The 16,936-nt window shown below is 47.1% G+C and carries 11 protein-coding genes; 10 read left to right on the plus strand and 1 reads right to left on the minus strand.

The features are described 5' to 3' along the window. Window positions 1–66 precede the first annotated feature (66 nt). Window positions 67–2,706: an adenosylcobalamin-dependent ribonucleoside-diphosphate reductase gene (locus tag AC1DE7_RS04120; protein WP_477533776.1), complete on the plus strand. Its 2,640-nt coding sequence runs from the start codon at window positions 67–69 to the stop codon at window positions 2,704–2,706. 82 nt (window positions 2,707–2,788) lie between these two features. Here the strand turns inward: AC1DE7_RS04120 and catA are convergent, their stop codons facing one another. After that, window positions 2,789–3,436: a type A chloramphenicol O-acetyltransferase gene (gene catA / locus AC1DE7_RS04125; protein WP_477533777.1), complete on the minus strand. Its 648-nt coding sequence runs from the start codon at window positions 3,434–3,436 to the stop codon at window positions 2,789–2,791. 228 nt (window positions 3,437–3,664) lie between these two features. On the opposite strand from catA, the gene AC1DE7_RS04130 reads away from it, so the two are divergent. The 9 genes from AC1DE7_RS04130 (at window position 3,665) to AC1DE7_RS04170 (ending at window position 16,842) form a co-directional block, all read left to right on the plus strand. Beyond that, complete coding sequence (locus AC1DE7_RS04130) at window positions 3,665–4,225, plus strand: flavin reductase family protein (RefSeq protein ID WP_076318443.1); 561 nt, start codon at window positions 3,665–3,667, stop codon at window positions 4,223–4,225. Between the two features lie 574 nt (window positions 4,226–4,799). Further along, window positions 4,800–6,893, plus strand: coding sequence for an acyltransferase family protein (locus AC1DE7_RS04135; RefSeq protein WP_477533778.1), 2,094 nt, complete (start codon window positions 4,800–4,802; stop codon window positions 6,891–6,893). Window positions 6,894–7,149: 256 nt separating this feature from the next. Next, entirely contained in the window at window positions 7,150–8,463 is a 1,314-nt protein-coding gene (locus tag AC1DE7_RS04140) for an extracellular solute-binding protein (protein WP_091017469.1), read from the plus strand. A 101-nt stretch (window positions 8,464–8,564) separates the two neighbouring features. Further along, on the plus strand, window positions 8,565–9,446 hold the full coding sequence (locus AC1DE7_RS04145) for a carbohydrate ABC transporter permease (protein WP_047842406.1): 882 nt from the start codon (window positions 8,565–8,567) through the stop codon (window positions 9,444–9,446). Between the two features lie 36 nt (window positions 9,447–9,482). Then, window positions 9,483–10,337, plus strand: coding sequence for a carbohydrate ABC transporter permease (locus AC1DE7_RS04150; protein WP_165790059.1), 855 nt, complete (start codon window positions 9,483–9,485; stop codon window positions 10,335–10,337). A 30-nt stretch (window positions 10,338–10,367) separates the two neighbouring features. Further along, window positions 10,368–12,149 (plus strand): cache domain-containing sensor histidine kinase, encoded by a 1,782-nt coding sequence (locus AC1DE7_RS04155; RefSeq protein WP_477533779.1) that lies wholly within the window; start codon window positions 10,368–10,370, stop codon window positions 12,147–12,149. Further along, window positions 12,146–13,732, plus strand: a complete 1,587-nt coding sequence (locus AC1DE7_RS04160; protein WP_477533780.1) for a helix-turn-helix domain-containing protein — start codon at window positions 12,146–12,148, stop codon at window positions 13,730–13,732. The genes AC1DE7_RS04155 and AC1DE7_RS04160 overlap by 4 nt, the downstream gene beginning before the upstream one ends. Before the next feature lie 90 nt (window positions 13,733–13,822). After that, on the plus strand, window positions 13,823–16,399 hold the full coding sequence (locus AC1DE7_RS04165) for a beta-mannosidase (RefSeq protein WP_477533781.1): 2,577 nt from the start codon (window positions 13,823–13,825) through the stop codon (window positions 16,397–16,399). Between the two features lie 215 nt (window positions 16,400–16,614). Then, a complete protein-coding gene (locus AC1DE7_RS04170; protein WP_477533782.1) occupies window positions 16,615–16,842 on the plus strand; it encodes a hypothetical protein in 228 nt (75 codons plus the stop codon). Window positions 16,843–16,936: the final 94 nt, after the last annotated feature.

Below are 16,936 nucleotides of genomic sequence, written 5' to 3' on the forward strand. Positions count from 1 at the left end.
GTGTTTCGTCATAATTTACTTTTATAGTGAAAATGGAGCTTTATACCGGGGAGGTTGAACGTAGCGATGAAATCGAACCAACGATCGTACCAATTAGAAGGACTTAGCGAAAAAATATTTCTGGACCGATACGCCTGGAAGGACGCTGATTCGAATCATGCCAAGGTAGGAGATGTGGTATTGGTATTAACGAAGGATGATCCGAAGTTCCCAACCAAGGAAGTGGGCGAAATCATAGAACGTCAGGGTCAGCTTGTACAGGTAAGAACTCGAAGCGGAGAGATGATCGAGACAAGTGTGGAGAAATTGACACTCAACATAGAAAAAACACCGGAAGAGATGTGGGACCGTCTTGCCAAAGCGATGGCTTCTGTCGAATCCACAGCCGATAAGCGGGCAACGTGGGAGTCCAAGTTCCGCTCTGTGTTGGAAGATTGGAAGTTAGTACCCGGAGGCCGCATTGCTGCGGGCGCGGGGGCAAGCGATGAGCTGACACTTTTCAATTGTTATGTCATTCCGTCTCCGCAAGACAGTCGGGGTGGAATCATGAAGACTTTGACCGAGATGACGGAGATTATGGCACGTGGGGGAGGTGTTGGCATTAATTTGTCCTCTTTGCGTCCTCGCCGAGCGGTGGTGAAAGGTGTCAACGGATCATCCAGCGGTTCCGTATCGTGGGGCGGATTGTTCAGTTATACGACTGGACTGATTGAACAGGGCGGAAGCCGCCGGGGTGCGCTCATGCTGATGATGAATGACTGGCATCCGGATGTGCTTGATTTTATTACCGTGAAACAAACGATGGGGCAGGTGACCAATGCCAATCTGTCTGTATGTGTGAGCAACGCATTTATGCAGGCTGTCAAGCAGGACGGAGATTGGGATTTGGTTTTTCCCGATACAAACGATCCAGACTATGATACCGAGTGGAACGGGGATATGCAGCAATGGAAAGCCGCAGGTCATTCGGTGGTGCACTATCGTACACTGAAGGCGCGCGAAATCTGGCATACCATTATTGAATCAGCCTGGAAATCGGCAGAGCCTGGTGTGGTATTCATGGAGTACTATAACCAGATGTCCAACAGCTGGTATTTCAATCCGATTATCTGTACTAATCCTTGCGCGGAACAGGGTCTGCCTGCCTGGGGTGTATGTAATCTGTCTGCGATCAATCTGTCCAAATTCTACGATGAAACAAATCATGATGTGGCATGGGATGAACTGGCGGAAACCACTCGCATCTCGACTAGATTTTTGGACAATGTTATCGATGCAACACCATATCATTTTGAGGAAAATAGACTGAATCAGCAGCGTGAACGCCGGGTTGGGCTTGGCACAATGGGACTGGCAGAGCTGATGATTAAGCTGCGTATTCGATACGGCAGTCCTGAATCTCTTGTTTTTCTGGATAAACTGTATGGATTCATGGCGAAGGAGGCCTATCTGGCATCGGCAGAGATTGCAGCAGAGAAGGGAGCTTTTCCAGCTTTCGAAGCTGAACCGTATTTACAGAGTGGATTCATGAAAAACATGGTTGCGACGTACCCTGAAGTGGGAGAGGCCATTCGTAAACAGGGCATTCGAAATGTCACACTGATCACACAAGCGCCAACGGGAAGTACAGGTACGATGGTGGGCACATCAACAGGTATTGAGCCGTATTTCGCCTTCAAGTATTTCCGTCAAAGCCGTCTAGGTTATGATGAACAGTTCGTACCGATCGCGCAAGATTGGCTGGATAAACATCCGGGTGAAGCTTTACCAGACTATTATGTGACGGCGATGGATCTGTCGGCTGAGAATCATATCCGGGTGCAGGCTGCGATCCAGCAATGGGTGGATAGTTCGATCTCGAAGACGGCCAACTGTCCGGCTGATTTTACAGTGGAGGATACGGCTGAGCTGTACGAACTGGCCTTCGACCTTGGTTGCAAGGGAGTAACGATATACCGCGACGGCAGTAGGGATGTGCAGGTGTTGTCCACGTCGAAGAAGGAAGCGACCCAGGCTGAAGATCAGAACACGGCGGAAGCTGAAGAGAAGACAGTCGTATCTGCAATAGAAAACCCGAATAATGCTGAAGTACAGGCAAGTGATGGAACTTCCAATAGCCAGGTTGGTGTTAAAACGCATTCTTCCGATCAAGCCCCGTCCTCATCTACAGTACTGGATAAACAATACAGAAGCCGTCCTCAAGTACTGCGCGGTGCGACATACAAAATCAATACGCCATTTGGGATGGCTTACATTACGATCAATGATCTGGAGGGAACGCCGGGTGAGATCTTCCTGAACGTGGGCAAAGCGGGATCGGATGTGTTTGCCATGGCTGAGGCACTCGGTCGAGTATGCTCTCTGTTCCTTCGATACGGAGACCATGGGCACAAGGTTGAACTGTTGATCAAACATCTCAAGGGAATCGGTGGTTCGGGCGCGATTGGCTTCGGAGCCAATAGGGTTGAATCGATTGCTGATGCAGTCGCCAAAGCATTGGAAAGTCATGTACAGAGCGATGTGCAGGAGAACGAACCTGGAGCATTACAAGAACAGAGTCAAGTGGAGAGCACGTATCCAAAAGTGGAGGATCAGAAAACCTTTACCGAATCGAGAGATTTATGTCCTTCATGCGGCTCGGCATCCCTGATGAATGTGGAAGGTTGCAAAACATGCAGCAACTGTGGGTACAGTAAATGCAATTAAATATCTTTTGAAAAAAAGAGAAAAAGAAAGGCACTCCTGACTCCATTACGAAGTCAGGAATGCCTTTTTGTCATTTAGCTAACTAACACCAATCTTGGCATCGATCTGCAAGTGATTTCAATTCATTAAATACAACACCAGCATGGTAGCCGTCGCACACGGCGTGATGTAACTGAACGGATAAGGGAAGATATACTTTATCGTTCTGTTGAACATATTTCCCCATCGTGAAAATAGGCAACAAGTAGGTTCCCTCATTGTAAATATTCAGATTAAATCCCGTAAAGTTCACCCAAGGAATACTGGAAACGGGAAAAGTATTTGGCGGTTCATTGGGTTTGGCAACAAATTGTTTGTGATCTTTGTAATTCTTCATATCTTCCAGATAACGAATGTGGAACGTCTCAAAATCTTCATGGAATGCTGTCCAGATCGTTGAGAAACTTTTGTTGTCCTCATGAAAAATTGTATAACTCGGAGACATTTCGTCCCAGTAGCCCAATCTCCCCTCGGCATCAAAACAAGTTCGAAATTCCCTGTGTGCATTGACGACCGTAGAGATCATATGAATAAGAGCCGGATAGAACTTCAATCCTTTAAGCTTCAGTTCGTTGATCAATAGAGTGATATCCAGATTAGCAGTTATGCTGTAGGTACATCTGACCTGATTCAAGTAGTGGTCAAAGTATGGCTTTCGATCCCACTGATCTAACACGATTGAATTAAACATAAGTTATAACCTCCTAAATTTGAATGTCTTTATTTAGGAGGTATATTTGACTGATTTGACCATATCCTATCACATTCCCAGTATCGTATTTTTAGAAATTGACCATTTCAGTATACCATGATAGTGAATATGTCGCTTATAGCGAAATCGTCTGCAAAACGCTTTTTCAACCTGTTTCTTTCCTTTATAATTAAAATTGTCTTTATAACGAAGAAGAGAGGGGATTAGATGCGTCAGCCGATAGAAGAACCTATATTTTATTCTTATCCTGGAATGGTAGCGGTGGTGACTTCACGTCATGAGGGAGTCCAGAATGTGATGGCGTCCGGATGGCATACATACATCGGATCATCACCAGGCGTATACGGCATCTCCCTTCGTAAGGAAACATACTCCTATGAACTCATTGAGAAGAGTGGCGTATTCGGTGTTCATTTCCTGCCAGGTCATCGATCGGAGTGGATTCAAGCTGCAGGAACGTTCAGTGGGAGAGATACGGATAAATTCACAAGATTCGGCATTCCGTATGAGGAAGGAATCAAGGTAAGTGTACCCATTTTGACAGATGCTTATTTTGCTTATGAATGCAAGGTTATGGAGATTACGACATATGGTGACCATGAATGGATTGCAGGCGAAGTGTTGCAGCGATATCAGGATCAGAAGTACTTTCTGGAGAATGGAATGGTTGATCTGGAGAAGTTGCAAATCCCAATGTACACAGGGCGTTCAGCATACCGGATCATGGATGCGAGGACAGAAGAAAAGATTCACCCGTTCCACCTCTAGGGTCCTAGGCAAGAAGAAGCAATTATGAGCAAAACTTTCAATCCGGTCTGACATAGGTTTATAATGGATATTGGCTGCTGAGCAAGTCGGCAGCCTTTTGTTATGAATTCAATTGTTTCAATCGAGTTGTGTGTGGGTATGCTGGTTTGCGCAAGCGGGACAGGTAATTTTAGCCACTCGATGAAAAGTACTATATTTAACGACAAAATTAGAGTATGATTTTACAGCTATATGAGCTGGCAGGAAAGGTTACATCGGTTTAATCGTTTGTAACTATTCCTGTAAAGTATAAGGCTTAATACGGGCGTATAATGCTAAACGTGAACTCACGAATGAATATAAAGAATATTTTAATAATTAAACTTAATGGACAGGCAACTCGTCTTCTTTAAGATTATAGAATTCACACAGAATGTCGCATCATCGGATCGTGCTTCTAACAGAAGCTTTTCTTATGTTGTAAATGAAAGATGGAAGGTGCAATACGTATGTTAATGACAACCAGAACGATCAGGAGTTCCTTTATGCCCCCAACACCGATGTTGTTGACTCACAGTAACAAGGAGGGGCATGCATGTCACAATCGTTAAATCGTAAGAGACATATGAACGGACTTGACGGCTTGCGAGCCATCGCTGTACTTGCGGTAATCGCGTATCATCTGAATTTGGATTTTATTCCGGGCGGACTGCTCGGTGTAGGTATATTTTTTGTTCTCTCGGGATATTTAATTACAGATATTCTCGTGTCACAGTGGCAGGAACATGGACGCATTTCACTCGGTGATTTCTGGGTAAGACGGGTAAGGCGTTTGCTTCCAGGCATGCTGACTATGACAGCTGTGGTGATGATCTGGTTGGCTTGTACAGATCCATCCCGGCTTGCTGCACTTCGTGGTGATATCGTTTCGGGTGTATTATACATAAGCAATTGGTGGTATATCTTTCACAACGTTTCCTATTTCGAAAGTTTTGGCCCTCCATCACCGTTTGGACATTTCTGGTCACTGGCTGTGGAAGAGCAATTTTATCTTATATGGCCTCTTCTACTGATCGCAGCAATCGTAGTGTTCAAAAGAAAGGGATGGCTGGTCGTTTTCATTGTCGTCGCAGCTGAATTATCTGCTGGCGCAATGGCCATCATGTATAATCCGGATTTGGACCCGAGCCGTGTATATTATGGAACAGACACGCGGGCATTCGCACTGCTTGCTGGTGCTGCTCTTGCCGTGGTGTGGCCTAGTCGCAAGCTATCGAACTCTCTGTCTGGCATGAACCGGCTTGTGCTCGATGTGTCGGGACTTGCTGCGCTCGCTTTGTTAATCTACATGATGCTGAACAGCAGTGAATACGATCCGTTTCTGTATCAAGGGGGCATGGTGCTTCAGGCTATCGCAACAACGTTGCTGGTAGCGGTGTTGGCTCACCCATCGTCTTTCCTGGCACGTATCATTGGCGCGAAGCCATTACGCTGGATCGGAGAGCGATCCTACGGATTATATCTGTGGCATTATCCTGTCATTATGTTAACCAATCCCGCGGTGGATACGGGAGGAGCACATCCTGTACGCATCATTTTACAGGTTGCTGTAACGGTTGTACTAGCCTCATTGTCCCTTAAATATATTGAAAATCCGATTCGGTACAATGGATTCCGTGATTCTTGGTCCCGATTATGGGGAAGAGGGCGGTCATCGATCGGTATACGTAACGTATGGTGGAAGCGGGCAGGTCTGTTGATGACGATTCTGCTGTTGTCCTATACGGTATCTCAGATGATGGTTTCACATGCAGCGAACTCCGATTCCCATTCGGTATCGATGTCCAACACATTGAATGGAGAGAATTCCGTAGCGGAGGAACAGGGACAGGATGTGTTGCCAGCTATTACAGGAACGTCAGGCTCTGGCCAAAAGAACGATGCTCATACCCATAAACCGGAAGCAGGAACGAAAGATGATCCGGGGGAAAATGAGAAGCCAACAGGAGAGTCTGCTCCAGACTCAAAACCTGACGACCAAGGCAACTCAGTGAATCCTGGCAAGGACGGTCAGTCTGAAGATAAGCCGGCTGATGACTCCGTGACTAACGAGAATGATACACCAGATGACGCTGGAGCGAATCAATCCGATAATACGGATCATGCGGATGATGCACCTGATTCATCTCAGGACAATGAAGAAACGGCTCCTCCTGCCGAGGATGGAAAAGTTCATTATACCGTTATTGGAGATTCGGTCATTTTGGATGCAAAACCGTATCTGGAGCAAAGTATATCGGGAGTGTATGTGGACGGACATGTTGGTCGTCAGATGTGGCAGGCAGGCGATGTATTGGAAGGTCTGAAGCAAAACAACCAAATGGGCAGCAAAGTGGTGCTGGAGCTCGGGACGAATGGTTCCTTTAACTCCAAAAACTTGAATGCTGTGCTTGATTATCTGAAGGATGAGGATCGGGTATATCTGGTTACTGTGCGCGTACCTCGTCCGTGGGAACGAACGGTGAACAGGGCGTTGAATGAGGCAGCATCCAAATACAGCAATGTCTCGTTGATTGACTGGAACAGTGCAAGTGAGGGACATGACGAATATTTTGAAAAAGATGGCGTACATCTCACTACGCAAGGGTCCGAAGCTTTTGCAGAACTGGTGAAAAACAGTATCCAATAATACGCAATCCATATTTAATACGATTTAGCACTTATTCATTATATATAGCCTGGGTGAAGCTGCCGACGGCTGCAACAAGAAAGAGCTCTCATTGTGAGGGCTCTTTTTATATGTTATGAACAATAAGTCAGCAAAGTAAATTCCAAACAGGGGAACCGATATTTTTCACCCCTGCATCCGTGGATCGTCACCTTACGGTATGATAGCGTTACCATTTACAATAAGTGTATTCAAATCGCCGAGGGGGATTATAGAGATGTTGAAAAAATGGCTTTCAGGTTTCCTGGCAATAACATTGTTCTCCATTATTCTGGCTGGCTGTGCTGGCGGGGACACTTCAGAAGGAGGCAGTGGGAATGACAAAGTAACCGTCACACTCTGGCACAACTGGACCGGACAGGATGCAAAGGCGGTTGCGATGCGCAAAATTATTGAAGATTTTCGCGCGGCGCATCCAGATATTGAAGTTGTAGATGAAGGCTTGCCAACAGATGGTCTCAAAACCCGGCTTCGTACAGTGGCCGCTGCCAACGAGATGCCAGACCTGTTCGTGATGTGGCCGGATGCCATGACGAAGGAATTTGTCAAAGGGGATCTGTTACAGCCCATTAATGCAGAGCTGGACGCAAAGCCGGAGTGGAAAGACAACTTTATCCCGAATGCATTGGACGGATACACCGTGGACGGGAATATCTACTCCGTGCCCATGAATCTGGCGCCAAGTTCCTTCATTTATTATAATGAAGCTCTTTTCAAGCAGTACAACGTAAAAGTGCCTGAGACGTGGGCGGAACTGGAACAAGCGATTGCTACTTTTAATCAAAATAAAGTTATTCCCATGGCACTTGGCAACAAGGCCAACTGGGTAGCTCAATCAACGATATTCAGTACACTGGCTGATCGGATTACCGGTACGGACTGGTTCCTGAAAGCGACAGCACAAGAGGGTGCAAGCTTTACCGATCCACAATTTATTGAAGCCCTGAACAAGATGCAGGAGCTTGGCAACACCAAAGCATTCCAAGATGGATTCAACAGTATCGATGAGACACAGATGATGCAGCTTTATTTCCAAGGTAAGGCAGCGATGGTCATGAACGGCGGATGGGCCTTGGCAAATCTGGTGAACAATGCACCTGAAGAGGTGTTGAACAACACACATATTACGATTCTTCCTCCAGTGGACGGAGGTCAGGGTGAACCAAGAACAACATCCGGTGTAGTAGGAACCGGGTTGGGTGTAAGTAAAAAGCTGAGCGGTGCACAAAAAGAGGCAGCGATGGAGCTGTTCTATGCGCTGGCAGGACCTGATGGTCAGAAGGCCACATTGGATAGCAGCACATTGGTGAGTTACAAGATTGATCTGGACAAAACCAAAGCACATCCATTGTTCGTAGAATTATATGATCTGATGCAAGAAGTGAAGATCACGCCAGTATACGATTCCAAGCTGGGATCGGCAACGGTTGAGGTTATTAATAATGCATTGCAAGAGTTGCTTATGGGCGGCAAGGCCGAAGACATTGCGGCTAAAATTCAGGCGGCTCAAGCCAATGCAGTTAGTCAGTAACCATTCGTTAAAACCCCTTCCCGGCAGGGGAGGGGTTTTAAGTATGGATGAGATAGTCAGTTGCAAGTTGGTAAAGGCATTTATGGAAGGGAAGTGAACAGATGAACGCACTGCGCAGTCGGCGTTTTATTATGCTGGGGCTGGCCCCGGCAGTCATCATTTATGCATTGTTTGTATTTGTACCGGTCGTGTGGTCGGCATACTACGGTTTCTTCAACTGGTCCGGCATCGGCGCATCCAAATATATTGGTGTGGATAATTACGTGGAGATCTGGCATGATCCTGTGTTTTGGCGGGCACTGAAAAATAACGTTATTTTTGTGTTGGCATCGGTGTTTGGACAAATTCCGTTAGCGTTGATGTTGGCGGTCATCTTACACAAAAGCAATCCATTACAGCGGTTTCTGCGCTCAGCCGTATTTCTACCGATGGTGTTATCCACTGTCGTTATCGGTATGATCTGGCAGTATATCTATCATCCGCAGATCGGGATATTGAACTTTCTGCTGGACGCTCTGGGGCTGGAAAGTTGGAAGCTGCAATGGCTTTCCGATGACAAGATTGCCATCTTCTCATTGGTACCGCCGCTGCTCTGGAGCTTTGTCGGGTTGTATCTGATTATCTTTATCTCGGCACTACAGAATATTCCAGGCGAGATTCATGATGCTGCCAAAATAGACGGTGCTTCAGGAATCCGGAAACTGGTATCGGTCTCTTTGCCCATAATCTGGGGTACGGTTCAGGTAGCGATCATTCTATGTATTTCGGGTAGTCTGAAATCATTTGATCTGGTCTACATCATGACCAAGGGTGGTCCGGCACATGCGACGGAACTGCTTGCAACGTATATGTACAATTCAACCTTTACAACATACCGATATGGTTTTGGTAGTGCGATCTCCACAACCATCGTACTGATCTCCCTGCTGCTGATCGGAACAAGCCAGTGGCTAACCAGTCGCAAACGAAAAGAGAATCAATAGAGAGGAGGAGCTATCATGCGCGTGACACCTGTATCCATGCCATCACCTCGAAGCAGCTCGGGCCATCCGATTCGTCGCTTACGTAGCGGAATTGTTTGGACGCTGTTAACGGTCTATGGTATTTTAACATTGTATCCGTTCTACTGGCTCGTGATTAGTGCATTCAAAACAAATGAAGATTTCTATAGCAGGCCCTTTGGTCTGCCGGAAAACTGGAATGTTGCCAATTTCAGCAATGCATGGGAAAGCTCCAGGCTAGGGACTGCTTTTGGCAATTCACTAATCGTATCGGTGGGTTCACTTATTCTGACGCTGTTTATTGCAGCGCTGGCTTCATTCATCCTGGCTCGTTTCCAGTTTCGCTGGAAAGGGTTAATCATGACCTTCTTTGTTGTTGGTATGCTCATTCCGATCCATAGTACGCTTGTGCCCTTATTTATTCTAATGAAACAGATGTCCTTGCTAAATACGTACTGGGCCTTAATATTACCTTATACGGCTTTTGCATTGCCTACGGCCATTTTTGTGCTTACGGCTTATCTGACAAGTGTTCCACGTGATATTGAAGAGGCAGCTTTTATTGATGGAACAGGACTTTGGGGGCTGTTTACCCGAATCATGTTACCCATGTCTGTACCTGCGTTGTCAACGGTTACGATCCTGAGTTTCCTGCATGCGTGGAATGACTTTTCATTTGCGCTTGTATTCATCAACAAAACCGGATTGAAAACGTTACCGCTGGCCATTGCGAACTTTGCGGATGGGTATCAGACGGATTACGGCTTAACGCTTGCTGCCATGACCCTGTCGGTCATTCCAACCATTATCTTGTATCTCGTATTCCAGGAACAGGTTATGAAAGGCATGACAGCAGGAGCTGTCAAAGGATAAGCGAAAGCGCATCCAGAGGAGGAGAAACGTTTGGCACGCTGGCTCACATCTTCGTTACAAAGGAAGCTATCCGTCGTTGTGACGGCTTCAATGATTGTGCCTTTGCTGGCCTTGGGCCTGTTCGCCTTTCTAATCTCTTCCCGCATCACAGAGCAAAAAACAAAGCTGTCCGGCATGGATACGCTGAAACAGGTGGAAGCAAATCTTCGTTATATGTTGCAGGATGCCGAGAATCTCTCCATTTTCCTGATTGGAGAACGGGACATTCAGCAGTATCTTAGTCACAATGAAGATCATGAGCTGGACCGGGTGGATATCCTGGGCAGGATGACCAATCTGGCTGCTTCCAAGAAATATATTGCGAACATCGCCATATATCCAAGCCGATTCGATGCCACATTGTCTACGGCTACCTGGTATGAATCCAATAATTCAAGCTTATCTTATCCACCAGTGCCGAGCGGTGAAGCAGTGAAAAAATGGACGGGGGTATACCCGGTGCAGAATTACGCGGGTATTCAAAATGTGATCACATTGGTTCGGCCAATCCGTAGTATCCATGATTATCGACCCATCGGCTGGTTAGCCATTAGTCTGGATGAGAAGGCCATATCCAAGGGATGGGCGGCTCTGGGATTAGGCAGAGGGCAAGGCAGACTGGAGCTCATCGGCAGTTCTGGAGAGATTCTGTCTTCGATGGACAAATCTCGGCTTGGACTTAAGCTGGAAGGTGTCGAACCAGGGATTTCGACGTTAATTCAGGATGGCGGTAACGGAACCACCACGTATGGCAGTGGTGACGATAAACGGACGTTGCTCTATTATCCGGAAGAATTGACGGGGTGGACGTTGGTTGGAACATTCCCATACGACCAGTACAAGTCCGAGAATCGGTACATTCTTATTCTAACCGGCTGCGCCGTTGCCATGTCTGCTGTGATCAGTGCTGGCTTGGTCTGGTTTACGGTGCGGCGTGTGACGAGGCCGCTTCGTGTGCTTACCCGGCATCTGTCCCGAATTGATCCGGAACGCCCGCTTCCTCTGTTTCGATCTGAAAGTGATGACGAGATTGGCAGGCTTGGGGAGAGTTACAATCTGCTCGGTGCACATATTCAGTTATTAAAGGAAGAGGTTATTCGAGGTGAAGCTCGCAAAAAAGAAGCGGATCTTCGGGTGCTTCAGGCGCAGATTAATCCGCACTTCCTATATAACACGCTCTCTTCCATTCACTGGATTGCCTTAATGTCTGAAGAGAAGAGAATTGCGGATATGGTTGAGGGCCTGAGTGATTTTCTGCGTATCAGCTTGAATAATGGTCAGGATTACTGCCCTGTGGAACAGGAGATTGCTCATATTCGCCATTATGTGCGTGTGCAGTCGATTCGTTTCCCTGATCAATTTGTGTTGCATTATATCGTAGATCCAGCGCTTGAGAAGCGAATGATGCTGAAGTTATTGCTGCAACCGCTTGTTGAGAACGCCATGATTCATGGCATTCAGCCCAAAGCAGGCGTGGGTACCATCACCATAATGATTCGTAAGGACCCGGATAATGAACAGATGAATGTGCTGGTGCTGGATGATGGTGTTGGCATGGAGCCGGACAGACTGGAACAATTAAGGATAAGTATTAGGGAATGGAAGGGAAAACAGCCGGAAAAACAGCTAAACCAAGGCGGTTATGGGCTCTGCAATGTAAATGAGAGACTGCTGCTCCATTATGGAGCGGATGCACAGCTTGAAGTAGACAGCAGGGTTGGGGGAGGTACCCGGATTTCGTTTTCCATTCCAATCTTGGAGGGTTCGCCATGAGACTATTAATTGTTGATGACGAAGTCATTATCCGTACAGGGCTTGCCAGCGTTATCGCGTGGCATGAACTCGGAATTGAGCTTCTTCAACCTGCTGCCTCGGCAGAGGAGGCGTTAACACGCATGGCTGAGGAACGTCCGAATATCCTGATGACGGATATTCGGATGACAGGCAGATCGGGGCTGGAACTGGCAGAAGAGGGACTACGATTGTTACCTGAGCTGGAGGTCATTATTTTGTCTGGATACGATGACTTTTCTTATGCCCAACAGGCCATTCGCCAAGGCGTTACAGATTATCTGCTCAAAACAAGCAAACCGGAAGAGATCATCAAAACCGTATTACAGGCCAAACAGCGAATCACGGAACGTTGGGCAGAGAAGTCCAGAGAGGGCCAGCTTATGCGGGAGAATCGAGAGCGGTTATTTGCTGGATGGATCATTGATGGTGACACCGCTTCGGGCCATTTTCCTTCATTCTTGCGATCTGATGCTGGAAAAGAGGCAGGGGTTGTTGGCCTTGATGATGAACAGATTCTCAGACAAGTCATTATTCTTCGAGCAGAGGGATGGGATCAATCCTCGGATGCGCTATTACGATTTGCGGTGCAGAATACCCTGGAGGATATGTTACCTGGTGCCATTGCTCATGTAGAGAAACAGCAAATTATCTGTGTAGTTTCATGGCCGCCTGTGGAACATGAAACTACGTTCAGGCTGGAGAGTGCACTACGTCGGGTGGAGCAATTACTGAAGTGCACCCTCCGCGCAGCGGTAGGTCTGCCTATGCGTGGATATGCAGATCTGCACGAAAGCTATAGAACTGCTTCAGTTGCCTTCCGATATCGGGGTTTGATGGATGATAAAGTATGGCATTATGAGCACGTTCAGGATCGCCAAGGTGGTAAAACTGTACTTACGCACGAAGAGGAGACCAGACTTGGTACAATATTGCTGGATAATGATTCAGTCACGTTAACGACATGGACGCGGGAACTTGTGGCTAATCTGATTACAGAACCGGAGGTCACACCAGAATCGTTCAGTGCTTGTTTGCACTCGGCTGTCATTGCAGGTCATCGCTGGCTGACTCGCACAATGCGAGCCACAGGGCGTGAAGAACCCGCAAGGCTCGAGCCCTGGTTGCCGGAACCGGATGCCGAAGCTGCGGAGCTCGGGGATATGCTGTTCCATCATCTGTATGGTCTGATGCATGTCTATCATAGCCGAATGGGTCAGGGACAGGCTGCCCATGTGCAGAAGGCTATCGGTTATATTGAATCATCATTGGCACAGGATATTAATCTGCAGCAGGTAGCTGGACATGTTCATTTGCATCCGGGTCACCTCAGTGAACTGTTTAAAAAAGAAATGGGTGTGACCTTCGTAGATTTTGTCACCGATATGCGTATACGAAGAGCGATGGATATGCTCGCGGTGTCTCCAGCGAAGGTCAGTGAAGTCGCTGCAATCAGCGGCTACGAGGACGTGAAATATTTTAGCAGACTGTTCAAAAAACATACCGGCAAGACCCCGAGTGAATATCGCGAAGAGGCTTTGTCGTTCAAGCCTTCGGGAAGTTAGAAATGAGCAGATTAGGAAACATGTCTTGCCTTTCTGCAAACGTTTTCGATATGGTATTACTCAGGGTTATTGGAGAGTGAGGGCATACTGATGAAGACCTATAGTTCAAGTCAGGATTTATCGGGACAATGGAAGATACAGCATTTTGAAGTTGGAGAGAAGCGGGCAATGGATGTGGCAGCTGCTGCACTGGATGACCGTTTCTGGATCGGGGCTGAAGTGCCTGGCGATGTACATGCTGCATTGGTTGAGCGCAGTATCATTGATCCGCCCTATTACGGACATAATGATGCCAAAAGTCGCTGGATTGAACAAAAGGAATGGTGGTACCGCACAACCTTCAATCTGGTAAGAGATGCAGAGACGGAGGAGCACTTTGAATTAGTGTTCGAAGGATTGGATACGTTTGCAACGATATATGTCAACGGCCATGAAGTCGGGAAAACGGCCAATATGCTTATGTCACATGCATTTGATGTAACATCTCTGGTACGTAGCGGTTGGAATGCGATTGCTGTCAAGTTTGATCCGCTTCACCTGCATCACCGGGACAAAGAAACCTTTGACTGGTCCTCGTATACGAAGGAACGGCCATGGTTGCGCAAAGCAGCGATGAACTTTGGCTGGGACTGGGGTCCACGCATGGTTACGGTGGGGATCTGGGGTACAGTAAGGCTGGAAAAACGAACAATCGCCAAGCTGGAAAATGTGTATGCTCGTACGGAATCAGTCAGTTCAGAGTTGGCAGTCTTACATGTCACAGCGGATGTGAAGTCGGTCTTGTCTTACCGTAACAGACAGAAACGTCAGCAGGCTGTGGTTGCGACCTGTAATGTTCGTCTGTTGGATCGCAGTGGACACGAGGTGGCAGGTGTCACTGAACTACCCGTAGAGGGTGGTATAGCAGATACCACATTAAACGTTACGTCACCTCAGTTATGGTGGACTCATGATCTGGGTGAGCCGTATCTGTATACGCTGGAGGTTACATTATTCGCCGATGGCGTTGAGGTGGATCGTTATAGCGAGCCTTATGGGTTACGAACGATTGAGCTGGCTCTTCACAATGAACGGGGTGAAGATGCATGTACTTTTATCCTGAACGGAGTCAAAGTATATGCCAAGGGTGCCAACTGGATCCCGGCTGATCATCTGATTGGCGCCATCCCCAACTCTCGGTATCGTGAGCTTGTCGAGCTGTCGGTGGAAGGGCATATGAACATGCTGCGTGTCTGGGCTGGTGGTATATATGAGAAGGATGTCTTCTACGATGAGTGTGATCGGCAAGGGGTGTTGGTGTGGCAGGATTTTGCATTCGCGAATGCACTGTTCCCGGATTTCAATCGTGATTTCATGGATAATGTACGGCAAGAGGTAGAAAACAATGTCTTACGTCTGCGTAACCGTGCCTCGCTTGCCCTCTGGTGTGGGAATAATGAAATAGATTGGCTCTATGATATGAAGTCTGCAAGTGGAGATATTACCAGCCCGTTCTACGGTGAACAGATCTATCATGAGCTAATCCCTGAAGTGCTAGAGCGATTGGATCTGTCTCGTCCGTACTGGCCTTCTTCGCCGTTCGGAGACAGCAACGGTCAGGATGCGAATGACCCGGATGTGGGGGATCGCCACAACTGGCAGGTATGGCATGGTTCGGTCTATCCAAGGAAGCATGGAGAGCCACCACTGCTGGACTACAGTATTGAAGGTGTAACGTTCAAAAATTATAAAAAGGATCATGCGTTGTTCAGCAGTGAATTTGGTATGCATGCCTCGGCCAATCGTTACACACTGGAGAAAAATATGCCCGCAGGTCAGTTTTACTGGGGCAGTCCGGAGATGGCCTATCGTAACAAAGATACCAATCATCAGAAAGGTATTTTGCTGATGGAGGGTTACACAGGGATTCCGCAAGATATAGAAGAGTATATGAACTACTCCATGCTTACTCAAGCAGAAGGGTTACGATATGGAATTGAACATTTCCGGCGCATCAATCACCGCAACAGCGGAGCGCTTGTATGGCAATTGAACGATAGTTGGCCAGGAACAAGCTGGTCCATGATTGATTATGAACTGCTGCCGAAGGCATCCTTTTATTATGGGAAAATATTCTTTCATCCTGTTCTGTTGTCACTGGAGCATGAGCCAGGTGAGCCGCTTGCGTTGTGGGTTGTGAACGATACACGTGACGTCTTGAAAGGGGAGCTTCGACTCAATGTCTATGCATTGAATGGAGAGAAGATCTACTCCAGCTCACGTGCTGTTGAAGTAACATCCCAATCCTCACGGTGTATTGTTGAATTAACTGAAGTAGAGGTGTTACAGGGTAGACGCGCGGAGGAAGTAATGGTTGAGTTGATATCCGAAGGATTTGCGGCACCGAGTAATCGTTACTTCTTGCGCGATCCTAAGGATGTGACGTTGCCAGAGTCGCAATTGAGCGTACATGTGAACGAGGAGGAGCAGTCTGTTACGGTTACGGCCAGTGGTGGGATTGCACGATTGGTGAAGCTGGAGCTTCCCCTTGGGCGTGTCCGATTCAGTGACAATTATTTCGATCTGCTCCCCGGTGAGAGCCGAACAGTGAGACTACTTCACCCAGAGCAAACGTCTCTGCCACTGACAGAACTTCGAGTTAGTGCCATGAACGGCAGAGAAGGATAAAATAATAATCACAGACTTCGAATCTTATTCGAGGTTCAAGGTGGTAATCCTGATCAGGGATGCCACCTTTTTTACTTTTGCAGCAGGGTGAGTTCATGTCGTTGTGTCAGGTGGTTTAGTCCTTATTCCACAAGCGAAACTTCCAATCGGGTTCACATCTTGAATCATTAAGGTTAGAATGATATAGAGAAATCGTTTTCAAAGGAGGTGGATTCATGTCATTTGTCTATTACCCGGAGATGGTTATATTCATTCTGATGTTGATCCTGCTGATTATTGGTATTGTATATATCGTTCGTAAAAGCAAACAAGTATTGCGCCGCTTAAGCAATCTGGAGAAAGCAGTATATGAAAAAGATAACATCTCATCCTATCCGAAGGACGTTGATACTGTACAAGAAGCACCTAGAGAAGACACGTTTGCTCCACGCAAACGAAAATGAAGAAGGATATGGAATTACATAAAAAAGATAAACCACCAAACCAAACAGCCGATTCTTCTCTATGAGGAAGTGATCGGCTGTTTGGGCATATAGG

Source organism: Paenibacillus sp. 10L310 (assembly GCF_056395745.1).

Excerpts from the sequence above, each read along its gene's own strand:
- AC1DE7_RS04165 (WP_477533781.1), top strand. The coding sequence starts at position 13,823 with ATGAAGACCTATAGTTCAAGTCAGGATTTATCGGGACAATGGAAGATA.
- AC1DE7_RS04145 (WP_047842406.1), top strand. The coding sequence starts at position 8,565 with ATGAACGCACTGCGCAGTCGGCGTTTTATTATGCTGGGGCTGGCCCCG.
- AC1DE7_RS04135 (WP_477533778.1), top strand. The coding sequence starts at position 4,800 with ATGTCACAATCGTTAAATCGTAAGAGACATATGAACGGACTTGACGGC.
- AC1DE7_RS04130 (WP_076318443.1), top strand. The coding sequence starts at position 3,665 with ATGCGTCAGCCGATAGAAGAACCTATATTTTATTCTTATCCTGGAATG.
- AC1DE7_RS04140 (WP_091017469.1), top strand. The coding sequence starts at position 7,150 with ATGTTGAAAAAATGGCTTTCAGGTTTCCTGGCAATAACATTGTTCTCC.
- AC1DE7_RS04150 (WP_165790059.1), top strand. The coding sequence starts at position 9,483 with ATGCCATCACCTCGAAGCAGCTCGGGCCATCCGATTCGTCGCTTACGT.
- AC1DE7_RS04170 (WP_477533782.1), top strand. The coding sequence starts at position 16,615 with ATGTCATTTGTCTATTACCCGGAGATGGTTATATTCATTCTGATGTTG.
- AC1DE7_RS04160 (WP_477533780.1), top strand. The coding sequence starts at position 12,146 with ATGAGACTATTAATTGTTGATGACGAAGTCATTATCCGTACAGGGCTT.
- AC1DE7_RS04120 (WP_477533776.1), top strand. The coding sequence starts at position 67 with ATGAAATCGAACCAACGATCGTACCAATTAGAAGGACTTAGCGAAAAA.
- catA (WP_477533777.1), bottom strand. The coding sequence starts at position 3,436 with ATGTTTAATTCAATCGTGTTAGATCAGTGGGATCGAAAGCCATACTTT.